The sequence below is a fragment of the Ginsengibacter hankyongi genome, assembly GCF_008710285.1.
GTDB classification, from domain to species: domain Bacteria; phylum Bacteroidota; class Bacteroidia; order Chitinophagales; family Chitinophagaceae; genus Ginsengibacter; species Ginsengibacter hankyongi.
In genome coordinates, this window is sequence record NZ_VYQF01000004.1 from 51,280 (window position 1) to 77,718 (window position 26,439).

19 protein-coding genes and 1 tRNA gene are annotated in these 26,439 nt (G+C 37.7%); 13 read left to right on the top strand and 7 right to left on the bottom strand.

Annotated features, from left to right (window positions below):
- Positions 1-16: 16 nt before the first annotated feature.
- Together ppdK and FW778_RS14750 are read left to right on the top strand one after the other, a co-directional pair.
- Positions 17-2,770 carry a pyruvate, phosphate dikinase gene (gene ppdK / locus FW778_RS14745; RefSeq protein ID WP_150415575.1) on the top strand — a complete coding sequence of 918 codons (2,754 nt, stop codon included), beginning with the start codon at positions 17-19 and terminating at the stop codon, positions 2,768-2,770.
- Between the two features lie 271 nt (positions 2,771-3,041).
- Positions 3,042-4,415, top strand: a complete 1,374-nt coding sequence (locus FW778_RS14750) for a tryptophanase (protein ID WP_150415577.1) — start codon at positions 3,042-3,044, stop codon at positions 4,413-4,415.
- Between the two features lie 103 nt (positions 4,416-4,518).
- Here FW778_RS14750 and FW778_RS14755 read toward each other — a convergent pair whose 3' ends face one another.
- The 3 genes from FW778_RS14755 to FW778_RS14765 form a co-directional block, all read right to left on the bottom strand.
- The gene (locus FW778_RS14755) at positions 4,519-5,508 is read right to left on the bottom strand and encodes a dihydroorotate dehydrogenase-like protein (RefSeq protein WP_150415579.1); all 990 of its coding nucleotides are present in this window, start codon (positions 5,506-5,508) and stop codon (positions 4,519-4,521) included.
- A gap of 131 nt (positions 5,509-5,639) precedes the next feature.
- Positions 5,640-9,296, bottom strand: a complete 3,657-nt coding sequence (gene nifJ, locus FW778_RS14760; RefSeq protein ID WP_235906268.1) for a pyruvate:ferredoxin (flavodoxin) oxidoreductase — start codon at positions 9,294-9,296, stop codon at positions 5,640-5,642.
- Positions 9,297-9,317: 21 nt separating this feature from the next.
- Positions 9,318-10,943 carry an NAD(P)-binding protein gene (locus FW778_RS14765; RefSeq protein WP_235906269.1) on the bottom strand — a complete coding sequence of 542 codons (1,626 nt, stop codon included), beginning with the start codon at positions 10,941-10,943 and terminating at the stop codon, positions 9,318-9,320.
- A gap of 424 nt (positions 10,944-11,367) precedes the next feature.
- Here FW778_RS14765 and FW778_RS14770 point away from each other — a divergent pair, with 424 nt between their 5' ends.
- The 8 genes from FW778_RS14770 to FW778_RS14805 all read left to right on the top strand — a co-directional run bounded on the left by FW778_RS14770 (position 11,368) and on the right by FW778_RS14805 (position 16,841).
- Positions 11,368-11,727 (top strand): DUF488 domain-containing protein, encoded by a 360-nt coding sequence (locus tag FW778_RS14770; protein WP_202552267.1) that lies wholly within the window; start codon positions 11,368-11,370, stop codon positions 11,725-11,727.
- 15 nt (positions 11,728-11,742) lie between these two features.
- Positions 11,743-12,225, top strand: a complete 483-nt coding sequence (locus FW778_RS14775) for a hemerythrin domain-containing protein (protein WP_150415583.1) — start codon at positions 11,743-11,745, stop codon at positions 12,223-12,225.
- Positions 12,226-12,392: 167 nt separating this feature from the next.
- Positions 12,393-13,352: an iron-sulfur cluster repair di-iron protein gene (ric, locus tag FW778_RS14780; RefSeq protein ID WP_150415584.1), complete on the top strand. Its 960-nt coding sequence runs from the start codon at positions 12,393-12,395 to the stop codon at positions 13,350-13,352.
- Positions 13,353-13,528: 176 nt separating this feature from the next.
- On the top strand, positions 13,529-13,978 hold the full coding sequence (locus FW778_RS14785; RefSeq protein WP_150415585.1) for a hypothetical protein: 450 nt from the start codon (positions 13,529-13,531) through the stop codon (positions 13,976-13,978).
- Positions 13,979-13,980: 2 nt separating this feature from the next.
- The gene (locus FW778_RS14790) at positions 13,981-14,793 is read left to right on the top strand and encodes a DUF2249 domain-containing protein (protein ID WP_150415586.1); all 813 of its coding nucleotides are present in this window, start codon (positions 13,981-13,983) and stop codon (positions 14,791-14,793) included.
- A 1-nt stretch (position 14,794) separates the two neighbouring features.
- Entirely contained in the window at positions 14,795-16,087 is a 1,293-nt protein-coding gene (locus tag FW778_RS14795; RefSeq protein ID WP_150415587.1) for a cytochrome C oxidase subunit I, read from the top strand.
- Positions 16,084-16,407 carry a metal-sulfur cluster assembly factor gene (locus FW778_RS14800; RefSeq protein WP_150415588.1) on the top strand — a complete coding sequence of 108 codons (324 nt, stop codon included), beginning with the start codon at positions 16,084-16,086 and terminating at the stop codon, positions 16,405-16,407. Before FW778_RS14795 ends, FW778_RS14800 begins: the two co-directional genes overlap by 4 nt.
- A gap of 2 nt (positions 16,408-16,409) precedes the next feature.
- A complete protein-coding gene (locus tag FW778_RS14805) occupies positions 16,410-16,841 on the top strand; it encodes an RrF2 family transcriptional regulator (RefSeq protein WP_150415589.1) in 432 nt (143 codons plus the stop codon).
- A 112-nt stretch (positions 16,842-16,953) separates the two neighbouring features.
- Here FW778_RS14805 and FW778_RS14810 read toward each other — a convergent pair.
- Positions 16,954-17,026, bottom strand: a tRNA-Lys gene (locus FW778_RS14810).
- 205 nt (positions 17,027-17,231) lie between these two features.
- Here FW778_RS14810 and FW778_RS14815 point away from each other — a divergent pair.
- From FW778_RS14815 to FW778_RS14825, 3 genes are all read left to right on the top strand, one after another.
- Complete coding sequence (locus tag FW778_RS14815; RefSeq protein WP_150415590.1) at positions 17,232-18,971, top strand: GMC family oxidoreductase; 1,740 nt, start codon at positions 17,232-17,234, stop codon at positions 18,969-18,971.
- A 64-nt stretch (positions 18,972-19,035) separates the two neighbouring features.
- Positions 19,036-19,713 (top strand): gluconate 2-dehydrogenase subunit 3 family protein, encoded by a 678-nt coding sequence (locus FW778_RS14820; RefSeq protein ID WP_150415591.1) that lies wholly within the window; start codon positions 19,036-19,038, stop codon positions 19,711-19,713.
- A gap of 91 nt (positions 19,714-19,804) precedes the next feature.
- Positions 19,805-20,584: a 3-keto-disaccharide hydrolase gene (locus FW778_RS14825; protein ID WP_150415592.1), complete on the top strand. Its 780-nt coding sequence runs from the start codon at positions 19,805-19,807 to the stop codon at positions 20,582-20,584.
- Positions 20,585-20,652: 68 nt separating this feature from the next.
- On the opposite strand, the gene FW778_RS14830 is transcribed toward FW778_RS14825, so the two are convergent.
- Genes FW778_RS14830 through FW778_RS14840 form a run of 3 tightly spaced genes read right to left on the bottom strand, consistent with a single transcriptional unit; the run spans position 20,653 to position 26,379 of the window.
- Positions 20,653-23,838, bottom strand: coding sequence for an efflux RND transporter permease subunit (locus tag FW778_RS14830; protein WP_150415593.1), 3,186 nt, complete (start codon positions 23,836-23,838; stop codon positions 20,653-20,655).
- Positions 23,835-25,019: an efflux RND transporter periplasmic adaptor subunit gene (locus FW778_RS14835; RefSeq protein WP_150415594.1), complete on the bottom strand. Its 1,185-nt coding sequence runs from the start codon at positions 25,017-25,019 to the stop codon at positions 23,835-23,837. Before FW778_RS14835 ends, FW778_RS14830 begins: the two co-directional genes overlap by 4 nt.
- Positions 25,020-25,029: 10 nt before the next feature.
- Positions 25,030-26,379 carry a TolC family protein gene (locus tag FW778_RS14840; protein ID WP_150415595.1) on the bottom strand — a complete coding sequence of 450 codons (1,350 nt, stop codon included), beginning with the start codon at positions 26,377-26,379 and terminating at the stop codon, positions 25,030-25,032.
- Positions 26,380-26,439: the final 60 nt, after the last annotated feature.

Below are 26,439 nucleotides of genomic sequence, written 5' to 3' on the forward strand. Positions count from 1 at the left end.
CTTAAAATAATTATTTATGAACAAGAATATCGGGTCAGAAAAATATGTATACTTCTTTGGCGGTAATAAAGCTGATGGCAATGAGTCAATGAAAAACCTGTTAGGTGGCAAGGGTGCTAATCTTGCGGAAATGGCAGGTCATCCAAAACTTCGTTTACCGGTTCCTCCCGGGTTTACCGTTACTACAGAAGTTTGCACTTATTATTATCAAAACAAAAAAACCTATCCCAAAACTTTAAAGCTGGAGTTGGAAACAGCGCTGGCTAAAATGGAAAAACTAACGGGCAAAAAATTTGGTGACGAAAAAAATCCGCTATTGGTGTCCATTCGATCCGGCGCACGGCGTTCAATGCCGGGCATGATGGAAACTGTATTGAATGTTGGGCTTAATGAAAAAACTATTAAAGGAATTATTGCGCAAAGCGGCGATGAGCGTTTTGCTTATGATGCTTATCGAAGATTAATTATGATGTATGCAGATGTTGTAATGGAAAAAGGTGATGGAGCAGAAGTGAAGAATGGAAAAGGAATTCGCAAAATGCTGGATGAAAAACTGGAACATATCAAAAAAACAAAGGGGTATGCAAGTGATACTGACCTTACGGTGGCAGAACTGAAAGAGTTGGTAAAAGATTACAAGCAAACAGTAAAAGAAGTTTTGGGCAGCGATTTTCCTGATGATCCATGGAAACAGCTCTGGGGCGGCATTGGGGCAGTTTTCAGTAGCTGGAATGGAAAAAGGGCAATAGAATATCGCCGTATAGAAAAGATACCCGATGAATGGGGAACTGCAGTAAATGTGCAGGCAATGGTATTTGGCAACATGGGTAACGATAGCTGCACTGGTGTAGCTTTTACAAGAAACCCAGGTACAGGCGAAAATAAATTTTATGGTGAATATTTAGTAAATGCGCAAGGTGAAGATGTAGTGGCCGGTATAAGAACGCCTGCTCCCGCTAATGAGTACTCGAAGAATGCGCAAAGCAAACAGTTTAAAACATTGGAAAAAACAATGCCTGCTCTCTATAAAGAATTATTCAGTTACCAGAAGAGATTGGAGCAACATTATAAAGACATGCAGGATATTGAGTTCACCATCGAAAAGGGAAAACTTTATATGCTTCAATGCCGCGTTGGAAAAAGGAACGGTATTGCGGCAGTAAGAATGGCTACAGAAATGTATGCGGAAAAACTTATTGATGCAAAAACTGCAGTGAGCAGGGTTGCGCCTAACCAATTAGTGGAATTATTATTACCAATGCTTGATCCAAAAGCTGAACTATTAAATACAGTAATTGCAAAAGGTCTACCCGCCGGTCCGGGTGGTGCCAAAGGACGTGCGGTATTCTCTTCCAGTGAAGCAGTAGAATGGGCACACAGGGGCGAAAAAGTAATTCTTGTTCGTGAGGAAACATCACCTGAAGATGTAGATGGCATGCATGAAGCTGAAGCGATCTTAACTACAAAAGGCGGAATGACATCGCACGCGGCATTGGTTGCAAGAGGCTGGGGTAAATGTTGTATAGTAGGTTGTAGTGATATTGAGATACATCACGACACAAAAACTTTTCATGCAAAAAATGGAGCGGTCATTAGAGAAGGCGACTGGCTTACTTTAAATGGAACTAAGGGTTTGGTATATGAAGGCAGTTTACCGTTAGTAGCCATTAATCTCGATAAAAATGCGTCTTACAACAACCTTATGAAACTGGTTGATAACATAAAACAGATTGGTGTTCGTGCCAATTCAGAAACGCCGGAAGATGCCGCACAGGCTTTAAAATTTGGAGCCGAAGGAATCGGGTTGTTCCGCACCGAGCATATGTTTTATGGTGCCGGAAGTGAACAACCATTATTTCTGCTGCGAAAAATGATTGTAAGTAAAACTATTGAAGAAAGACAACAGGCGCTGGCCGAATTATACATCCATGTAAAAAAAGATATCAAAAATACCTTGAAGGTAATGAATGGATATCCTGTTACGATTCGTCTATTAGATCCGCCTTTGCACGAATTTGTTCCCCACAATAAAGAAAAATTACTTCAACTCAGTAAAGAACTTGGTATTAGCATGAGCATTTTAAGAAGAAGGGTATTGGCATTGCATGAAAATAATCCGATGCTCGGTCACCGTGGGGTACGCCTTGGCGTTAGTTACCCGGAAATAACTGAAATGCAGGTGAGGGCCATATTCGAGGCCACAGCTGAATTGATTAAATCCGGTAAGAGAGCGTTCCCTGAGATCATGGTTCCGGTTACCTGTACCGTAAACGAACTCATACATCAGAAAAAAATTGTTGACAGAGTTTATAAAGAAGTATGTGAGAAAACAAAAATGCAGAGGATTCCGTATCTCTATGGTACGATGATCGAAATACCAAGAGCAGCAATAAGAGCTGATCGCATGGCAGAAGTTGCTGACTTCTTTAGCTTTGGTACAAATGATCTTACACAAATGAGTTTTGGATTCAGCCGTGATGATATCGGTGGATTTTTGCCAAATTATCTTGATCTGAAAATATTGAAGGATGATCCATTTCAAACAATTGACCAGGATGGAGTAGGGGAACTAATAAAAATAGGAACTGAAAGAGGCCGCAAAACAAAACCCCAGCTTAAGGTGGGTATTTGCGGGGAACATGGGGGTGATGCCGAGAGTGTAAAATTCTGCCACCGCATTGGAATGAACTATGTAAGTTGTTCACCCTTCCGTGTGCCAATAGCAAGGCTGGCAGCAGCTCATGCGGCAATAGAATCTCCACGGAAATGAAATGGACCTGATAACTAGGAAGGATACACGAAAATTTTGTTTTCGTATATCCTTCTTTTATTAATCAAACCTCATGAAAACTATTTTCAGGAAATGATTAAAATCATATTTAGTAATATTTTACTTAACTACTTTTAATTATAAATTCATTCATGAGCATCTGGAAAAATATTATCAGGAAACCCAGCTAATTGCTCCACTCATTTTACTCCTTAAGTATTCAATTTATTATAAACATTTACCGGTAGTAATACTAATTAATTATTCATGTATGAACACAATCATAGAACCATTTCGGATTAAATCCGTTGAACCCATTTATTTTAACAATAAAGAAGAACGTATTGCCATTTTAAAAAAGGCATTTTATAATCCTTTCCTGATTCATTCAAATGATGTTTTGATTGATCTGCTGACTGACAGCGGCACCAGTGCCATGAGCAGCAATCAATGGGCGGGCATCATGCAGGGGGATGAATCTTATGCTGGGAGTCCCAGTTTTTTTCGTTTTGAGGAAACTATACAACAACTTACAGGGTTGCCTTTTGTGATACCTACGCACCAGGGAAGAGCATCGGAAAAAATCCTTTTCAGCATCCTTGGGGGGAAAGGTAAATATATTGTAAGCAATACGTTGTTTGATACAACCCGTGCCAATATTGATTTTTCAGGAGCGGAAGGAGTTGACCTAATATGTGAAGAAGGGAAATATCCAACGATTCCCGCACCATTTAAGGGAAATATGGATACTGGGTTATTTGAAAAATTCATTGCAGAAAAAGGAGCAGCTAATATTTCCGCATGTATTATCACAGTAACCAACAATTCCGGTGGAGGGCAGCCTGTAAGTATGGCCAACATCAGGGAAATAAAAAATATTTGTGTTGAATTTAATATCCCACTTTTTATAGATGCCTGCAGGTTTGCTGAAAATTCTTATTTCATCAAATTGAGGGAGGAAGGCTATGCGGATAAATCTGTTACTGAAATAGCCAAAGAACTTTTTTCCTATGCTGATGGTTGTACCATGAGTGCTAAAAAAGACGCCTTTGCAAATATTGGTGGTTTTCTTGCCATGCATAATGAACAACTTGCAAAGGAATGCCGTAATCTTTTGATTATGACGGAAGGCTTTCCAACTTATGGAGGGCTTGCGGGGCGTGATCTTGAAGCCATTGCAATCGGATTGCGTGAAGTGTTGGATGAACATTACCTGCAATATCGAATCCGTAGTATTGAATACCTCACGAATAAATTGATTGATGTTGGTGTGCCCGTGATGCAGCCTGCCGGTGGTCACGCAGTATATATTGATGCAAAGGCATTTCTTAACCATATTCCGGTTGATCAATATCCCGGACAAGCGTTGGTTGGTGCATTATATGTTGAAGGTGGAATCCGAAGTGTTGAAATTGGTTCCTTGATGTTTGGAAAGTATGATGAAGATGGAAAATTAATTCCCTCGCAAATGGAATTAGTTCGTCTTGCAATTCCAAGAAGAGTATATACACAAAGCCATATCGATTATGTGGCAGAAGTAATCATTGAAGTTTTCAATAAGAGAAATGAAATAAAAGGATTAAAAATTATTGAAGAAGCATCAACGCTCAGGCATTTTACTGCAAAGCTTGAAACTATTAATTAATTCAGCAAAAGAAATAGAAATGAAAAAAATTATAAAAAGAAGCTGGGCCGAACCTTATAAAATAAAAATGGTGGAGTTGCTCGATTCTTTCTGTCATGCTACTTTATTTAACTCCTTCCAGTATTTTAATATAATTGGCCCTTTGATAAGCAGTAGGGTCAGAAATTTTTTGCTGGCTCATATTCCCTTTAAATGAATTAATATCATCATAGCCCATCATATACATCCATTCCTGTAATTCCTTGTTCATAGTTTTTAAATAAGGAATATCATTTTTATATAAAGAAGAAGCTGTCATCACTACATCAGCACCGGCAAGTATATATTTTATTACTTCAACAGCGCTTTGTACACCGGTAGTAGCAGCAAGTGAAAGATCTACTTTTCCATACAATAAACCAATCCATAATAATGGCAACCTTATCTCATTAGATTCGCTATAATTCAAATCAGTTTTAATAATCATTTCATTGATATCAAAATCAGGTTGATAGAAGCGATTGAATAAAACCAGTGCATCTGCGCCCGCCTTTTTCATCCGCAATGACATATTCCCCATAGCGCTGAAATAAGGACTTAATTTTACAGCAACAGGAATTTTTACGGTATGCTTTATGGATTCAATAATATTCAGATAGCGGTGTTCTACCTCTGCAGAAGACATACTTATTTCCCCGGGAATGAAAAATATATTTACTTCAATAGCATCAGCACCGGCCTGTTCCATTTGCTTTGAATAATTAATCCATCCTTCATTGGTAATGCCATTTAAGCTGCCGATAACTGGAACGTGTACACGTTCTTTTGCTTTGCGTATATTCTCAAGGTAATCATCAACACCTACATTAAAATCATTAAGGTTGGGGAAATAGTCTAATGCTTCCGCAGACGAATTATTGGTTTTGGACATTACAAATTTTAACCTGGCTTCTTCTTTTCGTATCTGTTCTTCAAACAACGAAAACAATACGACAGCGCCTGCGCCATTATCTTCCATCTTCACAATATTATCTGTTTTCTCGGATAAGGTGCAGGCGGATACTACAATTGGCGAATCCAATTTAAGTCCCATGTAGGTTGAATGTATTTTCATGTGCTTATATCTTTTGACTAAAACTATTTTGTTTAAATACACCTGCCTGCCCGAAGGCAGACAGGTGGTCTCCTCGTTGATTTGGTTAATCCTCCATAAGCTTATATGGAGGTTGCACAAGTCAAATATTCTTATTTTCCAACTGGAACAAAATCACTTGCTTTCTTTGTTGCCAGTTCTTCGTAAGTTTTCCATTTCAGGTTCACCAAGTCCTGCGCTTGTTTCATCAACCTATCTGCTGCTTCAGGATTTGTTATCGTCAAAACTTTATATCTTAATTCATTGTATGCATAATCTTTTAATGCCATATTTGGCCTTGGTGAATCCAGTACAAATGGATTTTGATTTTTCTTTCTTAGGATAGGATTATATCTCAGCAAAGGCCAGTGTCCGCTGGCAACTGCTTTGTGTTGCTGGTCTAATCCATTTTTCAGATCATATCCATGAGCGATACAATGGCTGTAGGCAAGGATAATTGAAGGTCCGTCATAAGCTTCGGCTTCCCGCATTGCTAATAATGTTTGTTGTGGATTAGCACCAAAGGCCACTCTTGCCACATACACATTGCCGTAAGAAATAGCTTGCATCGCCAAATCTTTTTTACCACCGCTTTTACCACCTGCCGCAAATTTTGCCGTTGCTGCTGTTGGTGTTGATTTTGAAGATTGACCACCTGTATTTGAATACACTTCTGTATCGAGTACTAAAATATTTATGTTTCTTCCGCTGGCCAATGCATGATCCAACCCTCCATAACCAATATCATAAGCCCATCCATCGCCACCTACTAACCATACACTGCGGCGAACCAGTTGATCAGCTACTGATAAAAGAAGATTGGCTGCAGATGACGTCATTGTTTTCAATTTTTCTTTTAATCCATCCACTCTTTGATGTTGCAGAACCAATTCTGATTCTAATGTTTGTTTAGCATCTAATATTTCCTTTACATCAGCTTCGCCTAATTCATCTTTTAATTCTAATAACAATTGCCTTGCAACATTCAATTGTTTATCCGCGGTAACACGCATGCCCAATCCAAACTCTGCATTGTCTTCAAACAAAGAGTTGCTCCATGCCGGTCCACGGCCTTCTTTATTTATTGACCATGGAGTTGTCGGCAGATTACCACCATAAATAGATGAACAACCAGTTGCATTTGCAATTAATAAACGATCGCCAAATAATTGTGATAGCAATTTTAAGTAAGGCGTTTCTCCGCAACCGGCGCACGCTCCTGAAAATTCAAATAATGGCTCTAAGAATTGTGCACCGTGTACAGTAGAGAAGTCAATTTTTGAACGGTCGTTCCAGGAAATGTCTTCAAAGAATTCAATATTGGCTTTTTCCTGTTCGAGTATGGGTTCTTTTTCGCCCATATTGATAGCCTTACGATTACGGTTAGACGGATCTGTTGCCGGGCAAACTTCCACACATAAATTACAACCGGTACAATCTTCTACATACACCTGCAATGAATATTGTGTTTCAGGGAAACCTCTTGCATTGATCGGCGCTGATTTGAATTCCTGCGGTGCTTTTTTCAAATTATCCTTGTGATAGAACTTAGCTCGTATTACACTGTGCGGACATACATAGGCACAGTTGCCGCATTGTATACACAGATCGGGCTCCCATAAAGGCACCAGGTCAGAAACATTTCTTTTTTCCCATTGAGTAGTACCACTTGGATAAGTACCATCATTTGGCATCATACTTACGGCTAACTGATCGCCATGATCTGCCATCATTACTGCGGTAACATTTTTCACAAAGTCAGGCGCTTTAGCAGATACCGTTAGTAAGTTATGATCAGCAGCAGAAACATTTTTTGGATAATCCACTTCATATAAATTCGCAAGGGTTGCGTCCACCGCTAAAAAGTTCTGATCAATTACTTTTTGGCCTTTCTTGAAATATGTTTTTTCAATTGCTTTTTTTATTTGTTTAATGGCATCTTCTTTCGGTAATACACCTGATAAAGCAAAATAGCATGTTTGCATGATGGTATTGATACGTCCACTCATGCCTGTTTCTCTTGCCACTGTTGTCGCATCAATTACATAAAATTTTATTTTTTTATCAATGATACTTTTCTGTACCTGTCCCGTTAGTTTACTCCACACTTCGTCTTTGTCATAAGGGCTGTTTAGTAAGAATGTGGCACCTTCACCTGCAAAGGCCAGCATTTCTACTTTTTCTGTAAAGTTGAACTGGTGGCATGCAATAAAATCTGCTTTTGAAATTAAATAGGGCGCTCTTATTGGCTTTGGTCCAAAACGTAAATGAGATACTGTTCTTGCGCCCGATTTTTTAGAATCATATACAAAATATCCCTGTGCATATAAGCTGGTATTCTCACCTATAATTTTGATGGTATTTTTATTAGCACCAACAGTTCCATCAGAGCCTAATCCAAAAAATAATCCCTGTCTCCATGCTGATTCATCTAATTTATAAGATGGATCATATTCAAGACTTGTGAATGTTACATCATCATTAATACCAATAGTGAATCCATTTTTAGGATGATCTTTTTTCAATTCATCATATATTCCTTTCACCATCGCCGGTGTAAATTCCTTAGATGAAAGGCCATAACGGCCGCCAACAATGTTCGGTAATCTTTTCAGTTTTCCCTGTTGCAATGCATCCACCAATGTTGATAAAACATCCTGGTACATTGGTTCACCGGCGGCACCGGATTCTTTTGTTCTGTCTAATACAGCAATTGATTTTACAGTTGGCGGCAACACTCTAATTAAATATTCTAATGAGAAAGGCCTGTATAACCTAACGGTGATAACACCGGTTTTTTCTGCGACTGCATTTAAGGCATTGACAGTTTCAGAAACAGTTTCACTTCCGGAACCCATGATGATGATTATTTGTTCTGCATCAGCAGCGCCGGTATATTCAAACAGTTCGTATTTTCTTCCCGTCATTTTTTCAAAATCGTTCATCACTTCTTCAACAATGCCTGGCATACTATTGTAAAACTTATTTACAGTTTCTCTTCCCTGGAAATAAACGTCAGGGTTTTGTGCTGTTCCTCTTATGAATGGATGTTCAGGATTCAAACCTCTTTTACGGTGAGCAATAACCAGATCATCCGGTATCATTGATTTTATTTGTTCATCGCTTAACAGTTCCAGTTTATTTACTTCATGTGAAGTACGGAAACCATCAAAAAAATGTACAATAGGAATTCTTGATTTTAAAGTAGCAACCTGTGCTATCAACGCAAAGTCATGCGCTTCCTGAACGCTGGCAGAGCTCAACATAGCAAAGCCGGTAGTTCTTGCTGCCATTACATCCTGGTGGTCACCAAAGATGGATAAGCCCTGTGTTGCTAATGAGCGTGCTGCAACATGAAAAACAGCAGGTGTTAACTCGCCGGCAATTTTATACATGTTGGGCAACATCAGCATTAAACCTTGTGACGCAGTAAACGTTGTAGTGAGTGAACCGGTTTGTAATGCACCATGCACTGTACCTGCTGCACCGCCTTCACTCTGCATTTCAATAACATCGGGAACATTACCCCAGATATTTTTTATTCCTTTTGAAGCCCATTCATCTGCGAGTTCAGCCATGGTGGATGATGGCGTAATTGGATAGATGGCACAAACTTCGTTTACCCTGTAAGCTACATAAGCCGCTGCTTCATTTCCATCTATTGTTGCGATCAATTTTTTATTAACTGCCATCAACGGTTCACCCGATACGTCTGACTTTTGCGGAACACTACGGCTTTCTTTTAAAATTGGTGTTATACTATTTTCCATTTTTAATAAATTATTAAATTGTCAAACTGTAACAGGTTCCGGAACCATTTCAATTGCATGGCACGGGCATTGCTCATAACATACCGCACAACCCGTACAGGCGTCATAATTAAAATTATAACGGTTACCCTTACCTAGTTTTATGATAGCATCTTCAGGGCATGCGCCGAAGCATCCGTCACACTCAAAACAGTTACCACAGCTAAGGCAACGCTGGGCTTCGAATCTCGCTTCTGGTTCGGATAAGCCTGCAACTACTTCATCAAAGCTTTTTATCGCAACTGCCGGTGCAAGTTTGTCCTGCGCTTTTTGTGGCGCATCTGTTTTATACCACATGTGCAGTTTACGATAACTGGCGGTGGGATGTTTATCAGGTTTTAAGTAAGTTTTCCCAGACAGGTAACCGTTAATATAACGGGCTGCTTTTTTACCCTGCCCGATGGCAATGGTAGCACTCCTGTTTTCACCCGGAAGCACATCGCCACCTGCAAAAATTCCATCATAGCCGGTCATGCGTTGCGCATCTATGTTCACCGTTCCATCATCATTAATTACTACGCCTGTAAGAGAAAGGAGAAAATTAGAATCTGATTCCTGCTTATGAGCATTTATTAATACATCCGCTTCAATAGTTTCAAACTCACCTGTACCCGCGGTTTTTCCTCTTTCCACTTTCAATTTCTCCAGCGTAATTGTTTTATTTTTAATTGATGTGATACTTTTTAAAAGTTGTACATCTACACCTTCTTCCATTGCGTCCTCCGTTTCATAATCATAAGCCGGCATCATTTTTTTATCTCCGGGGAAATACACTGACACTTGTGAATTCAATCTCTTTATAATGCGGGCAATATATAAAGCCAGCTTACCACCACCATAAACTACTACTTTCTTGTGTGCGTAAGGCGATGTGTATGATTCCAATTCATTGAAGAAAGAAAACGCATCCGTGATGTACACTGAATTATCGTGCCTGAACTCTTCATCATGTATATGTTGCGCACCAATGGCAAGATAGACGGCATCAAAGTTGCCCACTTTCTTTGCCATTAAAACATCGGTTACTTTATAATTCAATTTTATTTTTACTCCTAGCCGCTCGATGCGATTGATCTCTGCATCCAATATGTATTTTGGCAAACGATAATCCGGGATACCAGTCCATAAAAGTCCACCCGCATGATTGCCCGCTTCATAAATTTCAACAGTATGGCCCATACGTACCAGGTGATAAGCTGCAGATAAACCCGATGGCCCTGCGCCTATTATTAAAATTCTTTTGCCTGTTGAATAGGATAAAAACTGGATAGGCCATTTTTGTTTTATTGCCTCATCGCCAATATATCTTTCAACAGCATGAATATTCACCGTAGTATCAATATGTGTTCTGTTGCAACCTGTCTCACAGGGCTTCACACATACACGTCCCATGATAGCGGGGAACGGATTATCTTCTACAAGCGTTTGGAATGCTTCAAAATAATTGCCAGCCTGTGCATGAGCCATCCATGCCTGTATATTTTCTCCCGCGGGGCACGCACTGTTGCAAGGGGGCATAAAATCAAAGTATACCGGACGCTGAGATCGTTTGGGGCCGGTACCTTCAGCATGAATGGTGAGATCAACCGGTTTAGTAATATCAAACATATGCATGATAATTTTGACAGAGTGAGTTTACAGTTATAACTGGTTATTAAAACTTTAGCAAAGTAGAAATTAGCTCTGCCACAAAAGATGATATTCTTCAATATAAAATATGATTCGTATCATGATAATTTTCTTGAAGTTTTTAGTAGTTAGAAAGGCCGATTGAATAAAAATGAATAAAAAAGAGACAAATGATATTTTTCTCAGATCGATTTATAATAAAGAGTTTTGCTATTAGAAGATAAAAGGCCAGGTATTAAAATCATTTGATAATCTTCTTACCTATATTTCAATAAAGCGATAATGAAGCAGGAACTAAAGAAACCGCCTCTTAATAAATTAATAATGAATTAAATTCTGGCAATGGTTAATTTTATAAGAAGAAGTGTCAGATGAACTTTCTATAAAATCCAAACCGATTTAGATGACTGAGATTTACATCAAAAGGGTTTACGAACCAACTGGAAATAACGATGGATTTCGCATTCTTGTAGATCGCCTGTGGCCACGTGGAATAAATAAAGAGAAAGCAAATATAGATGCATGGCTAAAAGAAGTTGCTCCTTCTGCAGCATTGCGCAAATGGTTTAATCATGAACCTGCGAAATGGAAAAGTTTTGTTGAGAAATATACCGACGAATTGAAGAAATCAGAAGCAGTGAATGAATTACAAAATTTTATAAAAAAGCATAAAATAATTACACTGCTTTATGCAGTGCATGATGAACAGCATAATAATGCAGTAGTGCTTCAAAACTTTATGCAGACGAATTTAGATAATTAAGTATTAAAAAGAATTATGGAAACAAAACCTATTAAGCGTAGTGAACACATGCTGAAGCTTTCGAAAGAGCATCATTCCGGTTTATTATTTTGCTGGAAAATACGACAAGGATTAAAACGTGGAGTAACCACGGAACGCATTATAAAATACACACAATATTTTTGGAGCCATCATTTAGATGAACATTTTCGCGAAGAAGAAACCATTTTGTTTTCTCCATTGAAAGATGAATTGGTGCAGAGGGCAATTGAACATCATAAACAAATAAAACATACACTGGGTGCCTTGCAGGGAAGTTCAGCAGATGATGCAAAACAGAAATTAGCCCAACTCGCTAATCTTGTGGATGATCATATAAGATATGAAGAGCGCAAACTCTTTCCCCATCTTGAGAAAACGTTAAGCGATGAGCAACTTAATAAAATAGGACAACAATTGGCTGCGCTACAACCATCTCCATCGACTGATGATTTTGAAGACCAGTTTTGGGTAAAATAAAATTTATCCCCGAGTAAATGGGAAGATATAAAATGATTGATTACCTGCATTTAAAACTGGCACTGAAGGTAGTAATTAAAATAAATTAAGAATAAAAGTACTTTTATACTTTTATTATAAAAAATTGTCTACCTTTGTATCCAATTAACTTTTAAAACTTATAAAAAATGGAAACTTTATTAGAACAAGAGAATGTACTTAATGTAACGCAGATAGAACCCAGGCTAAAACATCCTACGATTTTTATCAGGTTTGATGAATTAGAGCCGGGAGAAAGCTTAACCATTCATAATGACCATGATCCTAAGCCGCTTTACTATCAATTATTAGGAGAAAGAGGAAACATTTTTGAATGGGAATATCTCGAGCAGGGGCCACAATTGTGGAGGGTAAAAATTGCTAAAAAACTTTTGGGCGAAGAAGATGAGACTTTAGGCGAAATAGCTGCCAAAGATTTACGTAAGGCAGAAGTATTTAAAAAATATGGACTTGATTTTTGTTGTGGCGGCAAGAAAACAGTTAAGGAAGCCTGCGCAGAAAAAGGATTAGATGTGACCAAAGTTGAACAGGAATTACAGACCGCAGATAAAAATATTTCTACAGCACGGCCATTACCTTATAATGACTGGAATATTGATTTTCTTGCAGATTATATTATAAACACGCATCATAGTTATGTGAAAAAGACTCTACCGGATTTACGTTCTTTTGCATCTAAGGTTGCCAGTGTACATGGAGATCGGCATCCTGAATTATTCCCCATCAGCCAATTGGTAGATGAAGTTTACGAAGAATTGACGTCACACATGATCAAGGAAGAAACCATTTTATTTCCGTATGTAAAACAATTGGTAGCTTCTAAGCATAATGGAAATCTTTTGCCAGGTAAAAGTTTTAATACCATAAAATCTCCTATAAGCATTATGGAGCAAGAGCATGAGGTAGTAGGAAATAAATTGGATCAGATAAGAAAACTCAGCAATAACTTTTCGTTACCTGAAGACGCCTGTGCCAGCTATTCTTATTTGTACAAAACACTTGAAGAGTTCGAAAATGATTTACATATTCATGTGCATTTGGAAAATAATATTTTATTTCCGAAAGCATTAGAATTGGAAAAGAAATAAAATTAAAAAGCCAATTATATGCTGCATAGCTACAGGTCCTGCTTTATAAGTTTATTTAAAAAGAAATGAAAATAATGAAGGCTTGAAAATAGAGCAGGATCTGTAATCTTATAATTGAATGGAAATCGTATACAAGAATTAAAAAGAAAAACTCCATTTTAAAATTGATGATCATTATGAAAAAATCAATAGTGTTATTTATATGCATGGCATTTCTGTTTGCATGTAATCAAAGTTCAGATAAAGTTGAAGCTAATGAACAGCATAGCCACGACCAGGCACAAACCACAGAACTTTCGTTGAATAACGGAGCTAAATGGAAAGCAGATTCCATCACTAATATTAATGTATTAAACTTGCGCACCATTGCCGATAATTTCAGGATAATATCATCTCCATCAGCCAATGATTATCAAATATTAAGCAGTGATTTAAACAATGCATTAAATAAAATGATTCAGCAATGTAAAATGACCGGACCCGATCATGAAGCGCTTCATCATTGGCTGGAACCGGTTTTGAAAGAAACCAATGAATTGAAAAATATAACCGACACCGCTAGTGCAAGAACAACTTTTAAATCTATTGACAAACGTTTAGATGACTATCATAATTATTTTGAATAAACATGAACATGACTATTAATGCCGATACGAAAATTGCTGCGATTTTAAAAGCAAACTTCGCCGCTTTAGAAGCCATTATAAGCATAACACCAAAGTTTGAAAAATTAAGAAATCCACTTTTAAGAAAATTAATGGCCGGCCGCACCAGTATTGGTATGGCATCTAAAATCAGCGGATGCAACATCAATGATTTTTTTGAAAAATTAGGACCCCTTGGTTTTGATATTGATAAAACCGCACCGCAGGTTACAAATAAAGAGAAGCAACCTCTTCCTGCTTTTTTTAATTTGCTGAAACCTGGCCAGATCATTGACTTTGATGTGCGACCGATAATTGATGCTAATGAAGATCCGTTATCTTTAATCGTAAAAAAAGTAAAAAGTATTCAGCCTGGACAAGCACTTAAAATTGTAAACAGTTTTGAGCCTACACCTTTAATTTTATTATTAAAAAAGCAAGGGTTTGAGTCTTATGTTGATGTAATAAATGACCAACTTGTGGAAACTTATTTTTATAAAACAGGTGATAACGCCATTGAGATCGATGTAACAGAAAACACTACTGAAGGTTGGGATTATTATATTCAAAAATTTAATGATAAAATTCAAACAATTGATGTGAGAGAATTTGAGATGCCAAAGCCGATGTTAACCATTCTTGATGCGCTCGAAAAATTACCTTCTGAAACCGCATTGTTTGTATATCACAAAAGAATACCTGTTTTTTTATTACCCGAATTAAAAGAAAGAAATTTTGATTACCGTATAAAAGAAATCGGCGATAACGAAGTGCATCTCTTAATATTTAAAGACTGATATGTTTCCATCTTCTCCCGATATGGGCGGCCTGGCAAAAAACACTTCTTATAAGGTGGTATTGCCTTTTTACATATATGCAGCCTTGTCTTTTTTGGTGGCAACATTTCTTTTATTTTTTTCTTCATCAGCTTTTGTGCAGAACTATTTTCATCCTCAAACTCTTGCCATTACTCATGTTATGGCGTTGGGCTGGGGAACTATGATCATACTCGGAGCAAGCCACCAATTAGTTCCTGTATTAATTGAAAGTAAATTATACAGCAATACCCTGGCGTATCTTTCGTTTGTATTAGCTGCAATAGGAATTCCATTTTTAGTTTGCAGTTTTTATACTTTTTATTTTGGATGGCAAGCCCAATTGGGTGCAATTTTAATTAATGCCGCAGTAATATTTTATTTAATAAATATTGCCATAAGCATGGTAAAGAGTAAGAAAGAAAATGTACATGCCGTGTTTGTTTTTACAGCTACTCTTTGGTTATTGATCACTACTATTGTGGGACTGTGTCTCATATTTAATTTTACTCATAATCTTTTATCACAGGATTCTTTGGCCTATCTGCCATTGCATGCACACCTGGGAATTATTGGATGGTTTCTCTTATTGGTAATTGGAGTTGGTTCCAGGCTTATTCCATTATTTCTTATTTCAAAATACGACAATAAAAACCTTCTCTGGTGGATTTACATCTTGATAAATATTGGACTGATATTTTTTCTTGTTAATTTTTTATATATCAAAATTGATTGGCTTTATTTTTTGCCTGTTGTTGCAATTTTTATATCCTTGTTGATGTTTGGATTTTATTGTTATAAAGCTTACCGGGATCGCCTTAGAAAAAAGGTAGATGATCAATTAAAGATTTCATTGCTTTCAATCCTAATGATGTTATTGCCATTAAGTTCTTTGCTAATTATAATTTTATTGTTATTGTTTTCAATAGATGATAGCAGTTTAATATTAACCTATGGCTTCTGTATTTTCTTTGGATGGATAACTGCAATTATTTTAGGAATGACTTTTAAAACACTGCCTTTTATATTGTGGAACAAAACATATCATAGCAAAGCGGGTCTGGGTAAAACTCCTAATCCAAGAGAATTATTCAGTAATAAAATATTTAAGTTGATGGCTGTAATCTATCTCGCCGGATTTATTTTATTTGGTTCGGGTATTCTGCTAACAAATCAACTTCTTTTAAAAATTTCAGCTTTATTGCTGTTCATTTCTGCCATACTATACAATGGGAATGTATTTAAAATGGCACTGCATAAACCAAAAGAAGTATGAATATAATTACCAATGATAATGAAAAGAACAATCAGGCGTTAGATGCATTAAAAAATGTAATTGATCCTGAAATCGGGTTAAATGTTGTAGATCTCGGTTTAATATATCAAATTGATTTTGATGAAGCCGGAAAAAAAGTTTATTGCTCCATGACTCTTACCACGCGGTTTTGCCCCATGGGAGAATCTATATCGACGGGCGTAACCAATGCTCTTAATCAAACCTTTCTTGGTTTTGACGTAGAGGTAAAAGTTATATTTGATCCGCCCTGGAATTCAAAAAGGATAACTGATAAAGGGCGTGAAATTTTAAACCAATAATTATGTTGAGTAATACCTGCAAAACCGCTATAAAAGCTGTAATTTATCTTAGCTCCAAATTCGACACGGAAGAAAATGCCGGGATAAAAGAGATATCGGAATTGATAAATGCGAGTGAACATACGGTGGGGAAAATATTACAAACCCTCGTAAAACAAAATATAATTAATAGTGTGAAAGGCCCTTCAGGTGGTTTTTACATTTCCAAAGAACAACAAAAACAACCCATTATTAATATTATAGAAGCCATCGATGGAAAACAAGTTTTTAAAAGCTGCGGATTAGGTTTAAGTAAATGTTCATCCACTCATCCTTGTCCCATACATGATGAGTATAAAGAAGCTAGGGATATTATCGAAAAATTATTCAGGCAAAAAAGGGTAATGGATTTATGTGAACCTGTTACGAAGGGGTTGGCTTATTTGATGGGGTAATAGAATATAGCATCGATGATCGCCAGGATTTAAACCTCGAAATTTCGAGCGAGAATGATACTCCTACTTCCATTTCATTCTGGTATTTATAAATAACAGTAAGATTATTTAGTGACCCCGCAGAGGCTCGAACTCTGGACCCACAGATTAAGAGTCTGTTGCTCTACCAACTGAGCTACGGAGTCATTTTTGCAAATATAATTAATGATCGATAGAGTTCAGTTTATCGATATAAGGGTTACAAAAATTATTTTCTAATAACTTAACTTGTTATTTTTTATTTGATGATTGTAAAATTTCATGTTAATACATAAAATAAATTTCAAAAATTATCGCATAAGTTTTACATTCACGCTCTCTTAATTTATCTTCTGAACTCTTTACATTATTATGGGAAATTTCCAGATTAAAATCCAACCCAAAAAATACGATGCCATTATTGTGGGTTCCGGTGCCGGGGGTGGAATGGCTACGTATGTTCTTGCGAACGCAGGTTTAAAAGTTTGTCTTATTGAAGCCGGTCCTATGTATGACCCTGCCAAAGACTCTAATCAGTTAAAAAATCCATGGGAATCGCCACGAAGAGGCGCAAGCACTAAGTATCGTCCCTTTGGAGATTTTGATGGATGTTATTGGGGATGGGAAATTGACGGTGAACCCTACACGCAGGCGGAAGGAACCAAATGGGAATGGTGGCGGGCACGCATGTTGGGCGGACGCACCAATCACTGGGGAAGAATATCGTTACGTTTTGGACCGAAAGATTTTAAGCACAAAAGTGTAGATGGCCTTGGAGACGACTGGCCAATAAGTTATGATGATGTAAAACCATATTACGATAAGATTGATAAGTTATTGGGTGTGTTTGGAACTAATGAAGGTTTGGTAGATGCTCCTGATGGTTTTTTTCTTCCACCGCCAAAGCCGCGTTTGCATGAGTTATTTATTAAAAATGCTGCAACTAATATTGGTATTCCCGTAATTCCTTCACGGCTTTCCATTCTTACCAAATCAATTAATAAAGATCGTGGTGAATGTTTTTATTGCGCTCAATGTGGCCGTAGTTGTAAAATATATGCAGATTTTTCTTCTTCATCTGCTTTAATAATTCCTGCATTAAGAACTGGTAATGTTGATTTGATTACTGACTCAATGGTGCGTGAAGTATTGGTAAATAAAGAAGGACTTGCCACAGGTGTATCTTATGTACATAAGCCTGATATGCAGGAATATCAGGTTACGGGAAGAACAGTTATTCTTGCCGCAAGCGCCTGTGAATCTGCAAGATTATTGCTAAATTCAAAATCACCACAACATCCTAACGGTCTCGCCAACTCGAGTAATGTAGTTGGTAAATATTTACATGATTCTACCGGTGCTGATATGGGTGGTATTATTCCTGAATTATTTGATCGCAAACGCTATAACGAAGATGGAGTAGGAGGGATGCATGTGTATACGCCGTGGTGGTTGGATAATAAAAAGCTTGACTTTCCACGTGGTTATCATATTGAATACGGCGGAGGATTTGGAATGCCGCTATATGGATTTAACTGGGGTATTGAAAATTTAAATGGAACCTATAAAATTAAAGGAAAGCAAAAAGAAGCAGGAGGTTATGGTGCTTCATTGAAAGAAGATTACCGGTACTTCTTTGGCGCTCACGTGGGCATGGCCGGTCGGGGCGAAGCTATTGCGAGAGAAGATAGTTATTGTGAAATTGATCCGAATGTGGTTGATAAATATGGCATACCTGTATTACGTTTTCATACAACTTATACTGATTATGAAATTAAGCAGGCCAAGCACATGAAAGAAACATTTTCAGAAATCCTGCATTCAATGGGGGCTGTAATAACTTGGGGCGGCGATGATGGACCGGAAAATAATTACGGCCTGCATGCTCCTGGAAATATTATTCATGAAGCAGGCACTGTCCGCATGGGTGACGATCCTAAAAAGGCTCCGTTAAACAAATGGGCGCAGGCACATGAATGCAAAAATTTATTTAATGTGGATGGAGGCATGTTTGTGTCCCAGGGTGATAAAAATATCACGTGGACTATTCTTGCTTTATCAATGCGTACGTCAGAATATATTGTTGACCAGTTAAAGAAAAATCAAATTTAAAATGTATGACGTGGTTGCAAAAAGTATTCATTAAAAAACTAATAAACTAATAAACCAAACATCCATGGATAGACGCAAATCATTAAAAGCAATTGCATTAGGCACCGTATCAACCGGGATGTTGCTGGATGCCTGCAAACTTGCCGATAAAAAGGAAGCAGATAATAAAGTTGTTGCCAAAGACAATAATGATGGCAATCCCACTGGAATCAACCGGATGAAGGAAGAAGCCGAACATTATAAAGAAGTAACATCCACCACTTTTTTTACTCCCGAGGAAATGGCGACAATTACGGTACTCGGTGATATTATTATTCCGAAAGATGATGTTAGCGGAAGCGCTTCTGATGCGAAAGTGCCCGAATTTATTGAGTTTATTGTGAAAGATAAACCTGAGCACCAGGTCCCTATGCGTGGAGGACTGCGCTGGCTGGATCTGCAATGCTATAACCGGTATCAAAATTCTTTTAAAGATTGTAACAAGCAACAGCAAATAGAAATGGTGGATGAAATTGCTTTTCCAAAGAAAGCTAAGCCCGAGATGAAACAAGGGGTTGCTTTTTTTAACCTGATGCGTAATTTAACTGCTACTGGTTTTTATACATCTGAAATTGGAGGTAAAGATGTTGGGTATATGGGAAATACTCCTAATCAATGGAATGGCGTACCAGCAGATGTTTTAAAGCAATATAATCTTGCTTATACTGACAAGGAATTGAAAGAGTGTATTAGTTTTTCTTAGTTGATTTTGCGATTGCTTGATTTTTGCAGTTATTCATTTGCTTTACGATTGAAAAAATAAATATTAATTACATAACCTCCTCTACTTCATTATGAAAAAAAAATTGGTTTTTATCCCGGCATTTTTATTGGTACTGGTTGCTTCAGTTAATGCACAACAAGCCATGAAACATGAAGACACTGAATTATACACCCCGGTTCCACCGGTAGTTACTTCTGGCAAATCCTGTGGTGATGCACCTTCCGATGCGATCATTTTATTTGACGGAAAAAGTCTGGACAAATGGGTTTTGGCAGATGACACAACAAAAGCGGCGGACTGGATTGTAAATAAAGGAATTGTTACCGTTAAAAAAACTTCCGGAAATATCCAAACAAAGCAATCTTTTATGGACTACCAGTTGCATATTGAATGGCGCATTCCAAAAGACATCGAAGGTTCCGACCAGGCTCGCGGAAACAGCGGTTTATTTCTTGCATCAATAGGCAAAGGGGATGCCGGATACGAAATGCAAATACTGGATAATTATAACAATAAAACCTACACTAACGGACAAGCCGGCAGCATTTACAAACAAAATGCACCGCTAGTAAATCCTAATCGTCCGCCGGGCGAATGGCAATATTATGATGTAATATGGACTGCGCCGCGTTTTAATGACGATGGTTCTTTAAAAAGCCCGGCAAGAGTAACTGCTTTTTTTAATGGCATTTTAGTTCAGAATAATTTTGAATTAAAAGGTCCTACCCGTTTTATAGGTCTTCCAACGTACGAAGGTTCTGCACATGGAGCTGCTCCAATAAAATTGCAGGCACATGGAGATAAGAGTAAACCTATCAGCTTTAGAAATATTTGGGTGAGGCCTCTCTAACGAAGGTTGACACAAAATGCCAATGATCAACATTATAATAGAATGTTGATCATTGGCATTTTACTTTCTTAATCTGCTTCAATATCCTTATGTTCTTCAGGGTTATAATTGGCCTGTAATTCTGCCAGTTTTTTCTTCCCGTAAGATATACGTGTGATTAATACAAATAATACCGGAACGATAAATATTGCCAGTGTAGTGGCTGACAGCATTCCTCCAAATACAGTCCAGCCAATAGTTTTACGGGATTCAGCGGCAGCCCCGCTGGCAAATGCCAGTGGAAGTACACCAAAAATAAATGCAAGCGACGTCATAACTATTGGGCGTAAACGAAGTTTTACAGCAGCTAAGGTTGCCTTTATTACATCCATGCCCACATCCACTCTCTCTTTAGCAAATTCTACTATCAAAATAGCATTTTTTGCAGCAAGACCAATGAGGGTGATCAAGCCTATCTGTGCATAGATATTATTAGTGAGGTTTGGCAGGAACGTAAGGGTAATTATTGATCCTAATGCGCCGATAGGAACTGCAAAAAGCACCGAAAATGGAATGGACCAGCTTTCGTACAATGCCGCAAGAAAAAGAAATACAAACACTATAGAAATCGCAAATATTGTTGTACGACTGTTTCCAGCCTTAATCTCTTCAGTACTCATTCCTGAAAATTCATAGCCATATCCCACAGGCAAAGCTTTTGCAGCTGTTTCTTTTAAAGCATCTATAGCCTGGCCGCTACTGTATCCTGCTTTAGCATTGCCATTAATTTCTATTGACCGGTAAATATTGTAATGCGATACTAAAGAAGGGCTTTCAATTACTTTGGCAGTAACTAATGAGCCTAGCGGAATCATGTTGCCCTGGCTGTTACGCACATAATAATTTTCAAGATCGGCAAGTGAAGAACGATAATTGCTATCAGCCTGAGCTACGACCCTGAAATTTCTGCCATATAAATTGAAATCATTAATATAGCTGCTCCCTAATAGAGTTGACATAGTTGCGTATACATCTGCAATTGATACCCCTAATTGTTTCGCTTTCTCACGGTCCACATCTATCTGGTAGCCGGGCGTATGTGAACTGAAAAATGTATAGGCCATTCCTATTTCAGGTCTTTTATTTAAAGCAGCTAAAAAATTTCTGGCTACTTTCTCAAACTCCTGGATACTATCTGTGCTTGTTGTTTGTTGAAGTTCAAATGTAAAACCTGATGTTTGTCCTAATCCCGGAATTGCTGGCGGAGAAATTGCCAGAATCCTCGCTTCTTTTATGTCGCCCGTCACCTGCTGTATTTTTTTGATCACACTTTGTGCATTGTGCTCATTACCTTTCCTGTCGTCCCATGGTTGTAATAAAACGAAAATTGTTCCCACATTAGATTTATTGGAGAAACTGATGATGTTTAATCCTGCTATTCCACCGACCACTCTTACTTCCGGGATAGTTAATATTTTTGCCTGAATTTGTTTTAGCATGTCAATACTGCGATTGGTAGAAGCTGCCTCAGGAAGCTCATAAGTAACGTAAAGACGGCCTTCATCTTCGGATGGTATAAAACCAGTCGGTTTATTTTTGAAAAGAAAAAATAAACCAACGAAAATAACAATCAGTAAAATTAAAACATAAGGCGTTTTTTTAATCCATTTGGAAACCCCTCTTGCATATGATGCATTTACTTTGCCAAATCCTTTATTGAATGATGCATGAAATTTTTCAAGCCAATTCTTTTTGGCATCTTTATCTTTTGATGGCTTAAGCATTATTGAACACAATGCCGGCGTTAATGATAAAGCGACAAAAGCTGATATAATTACTGATACAGCAATTGTAATAGCAAACTGCTGGTAAAGCCGGCCTACGATACCTGGGATGAAACCCACAGGAACAAACACTGCTGCCAATATTAAGGCAATTGCAATTACAGGCCCTGAGATATCTTTCATTGCTTTTTTTGTGGCATCCTTCGGGGAGAGATTGTTGTAATCAATGTTATGCTGAACAGCTTCAACAACCACAATTGCATCATCCACCACGATACCAATTGCCAGTACGAATGCAAAAAGGGTAAGTGTGTTAATAGTGAAACCGAAAGGGATAAATAATATAAAGGTTCCGATGAGGGAAACAGGTATAGCCAGTATAGGTATTAAGGTTGCTCGCCAACTTTGGAGAAATAGAAATACCACAATTGTTACTAACGCCAGTGCTTCTAAAAGAGTATATAAAACTTCCTTCATTGAAGTTTTTACAACAGAGACTGTTTCCAATGGAATCAGGTAGTCTATATCGTTAGGAAATGTTTTTTTTAACTCTGCAAGTGTTTTTGTTATCCCGTCATACGTTTCCAAGGCGTTAGCGCCAGGTGCCTGGTATATTAATAAAAACGTGGCAGGCTTCCCATTTACAAGGGCATTGTTTCCATAATCAAATTTCCCCAATTCTATTCTTGCTATATCTTTTAAGTAAATGATATTTCCTGTGGCAGGATTAGAGCGAACAATAATATTACTGAATTGATCTACCGTATTGATTCTGCTGTTGGTTAACACGCTATATTCGAAACTTTGATTGCCGGGTTGTGGGTTGCCGCCAACAGTTCCTGCTGCAATTTCCAGGTTTTGTTCGTTGATAGAAGCCGTTACATCAGAAGGGCTAACGCCAAGCGCAGCAAGCTTTCGGGGATCCAGCCAGATGCGCATTCCAAAATCATCACCTCTTGATAAAATATCGCCTACACCTTTTACCCGCTGCAAAGCATCCTTCATATAGATGTTTACATAGTTGCCAATAAATTTGGAATCGTGTGTTCCGTGGGGAGAATAAAATGCGAGAGCAACCATGATACTCGGATTGCGCTTTCTTACAGTAACGCCTAAACGCTTTACGGCATCAGGCAATGTAGGCAATGCAACATTCACCCTGTTTTGCAGGTCAAGTGCCGCAATATCCACGTTAGTTCCTACATCAAAAACTGCACTTATACCACTTTGGCCGCTTGCAGTGCTGTTACTTGAAATGTACGACATACCTGGGGTACCATTAATTTGCGTTTCTATTGGTGTGGTGGTTGTTTGTTCCACGGTTCTTGCATCAGCGCCTGTAAAAGTCCCCCCAATATTTACGGTGGGTGGTATAATATCAGGATACTGCGCAATGGGTAAAGACGAAAACGAAATAATACCAACCAGGACTATCACAATAGAAATAACAATTGCAGTAATAGGTCGTCGTATAAAAGTTTCAGCGATCATTTTTTAATTTCTTTTTTATCAGATGTATTCATAGTTTTCTGGTTCTTATTTTCGGGTGACGCAGGAGGAGCAGTAATCACCACTGATCCCTGGTGCAGGTTCTGCACTCCCTGCACAACAATTTTTTGCTCTTCACTCAATCCGGTTTTAATGATAACCTCACTTCCTATTTGTTTTCCCAGCTGTACTTTTTGCTGAGAAACCTTGTTACTATCGCCCACCACATACACGAAGAATTCTCCTAATTGTTCGGTCACTGCCTTATAAGGAATAATCGTTGATTTTAAAGACGAACTGTTTTTAACCCTTACTGTTGCGTTCATGCCCGGTTTAAGCATTCCTTTTTCATTGGGGAAAACAAGTCTTGTTTTTATAGTTCCTGTTTGAGGATCAACCGCACGATCTATTAAACTTATTTTCCCCGGGTAGGGGTAAACGTTATCTCCAAATGCTATTGTAAAAATTGAATCTTTTATATTCGACCCGGTTTGTTGAAGTTGAATGAAACGGTAAATATCTTTTTGGTCCACCGTAAAATCGACTGCAATGGGTGTGTTGGTTGAAACGGTATTTAAAACGGTTTGTCCGGCAACTACCGCCGTTCCTACCTTTACCTGTGAAATTCCAATTGTGCCTGTAAAAGGTGCACTTATAGTCGCAAATCTGATATTGGATCTCACGGCCGCCACATTTGCCTTTGAAGCGGCTACCTGTTTTTTAGCGGCTTCCAGCGCTGCATCAGCATAGTCTACCTGTTGTTTTGCTACTGCATCGTGTTTGTCGAGCTCATGATAACGATCTGCATCTTTTTGTGCCTTTAATAAATTTGATTCCTGCACCTGCAGATTAGCAACGCTTTGTTCATAATTGGCCCTGTACACTTCAGCATCTATGGAATATAATTTTTGGCCCTTTTGCACCTTACTGCCATCTTTAAAATAAATACCGGTAACATAGCCACTAACCTGCGCCGTTAGTTTTATTTCGTCCAATGCTGCAATGGTAGCGGGATACTCATCATAATATACCGCATCACTCGATTTTACTTCCTGTATGGTTACGGGTATTGCAGCCTGCGGCTGCTGTTGTTGCATAGTTTCACTTTTTTTATCTCCGCCACATGAGGCCATAATTATTGCGCACATAACAGGGAGAAATAAATAAAGTCTTTTATAATTCATACTATTTATTTTAATATACAATATTGCCTAATGCCTGCTGAACATCTACTTTACTTGAAAGCAACTGGTACATGGCATTATAAAAATTTATTTGAGCTGTTCGTAAATCAGTTTCTGCATTGATAACTTCGAGATAGGATTTAACACCCGACCTGTATTGTAATCTTATTACATCATACACTTCATTTGCCAACGACAAATTTTCTTTCAGGCTGTTATAATTGTAAAGGTTGCTTTTATAAGTGGCCATCGCCTTCGTATATTGGGTATTAATATTATTTTGAATGCTCGTGATGGTATTATCAACCTGAGTCATCTGCAACTCTGCCTGTTTTATTTGCTGTAATCTTTTGCCGCCCTGGAAGATAGGTATCGATAATAAAATACCTGCATAAGAATTGGGATAGCTTTGTCCATATAATTTGCTAAACCTGTTGTTAAGAAAATTAAGATTATAATTTCCGAATGCAGAAACTTCAGGAAGAAAACTCCATTTATAATATTGCAGATTGTATTGCTGTAATTTCTTTTGTGTTTCCAATAACTGAATTTCAATCCTGTTGGAATAGTTTATGTTTTCTAAAGTATCCAACAAAATTTCATTCGCCATTTGAGCAGAATCATATACCAGCTCAAAATTTTCTGTAGCCGGATAGCCCATCAATTCCTTTAAATAAATATATTTTGCTTGTGCCGATTCTTCTCCAAACTTCTTCTGCGCTTTTGCATTGTTTAATGAAATAGTTGCCCTTTTGTAATCCGTTTTATCTACAATTCCGCTCTGGTATTGATAATATGCGTCTTTTAAGCTCACCTCTATCCGGGCAATATCCTGTTCTGTTACATCCAGTTGTTGCTTGGTAAGCAACACATCGTAAAAAGCCTTGCTTACCATAACGGCAAGATTTATATTTTGCTCTTTCGTATTTTGTTTTGATTGAAGACGGACATCTCTTGAACTTCTTGAAGCAAGAAGCAAATCCCTGTTGAAAATATTTTGTGTTGCACCGAATTGTAAGGCGGATGTATTTTTAGATCCGATACTAACTATGTTTCCATTAAAATTTGAAGAGGGTAATTTAAAATTAGTTTGAAAGTTGTAATTAAAATTAACCTGCGGATACCATTCTGATAATTTGCTTTTAATGGTCGTTTCGGTTATTGCTTCATCAAGTTTAGCGTTTTTAATATCAGGGTTATGATTGATTGCATAATGAATACAGTTAGTAAGAGTAGCCTGGTCAATCACACTGTCCGTTACATTTTGCTGTGCATTTACAATGTATGGGAAAAACAAAACCGTGATTAATTTCCAAGTTTTACCCCATGAAAATCTGCTAATCAAATTCCAATTGTTCATATACCTTTTTTAATTTCCATTTTATTTTGCATATAATTTTCTGCTGCAATTTTTATTGCA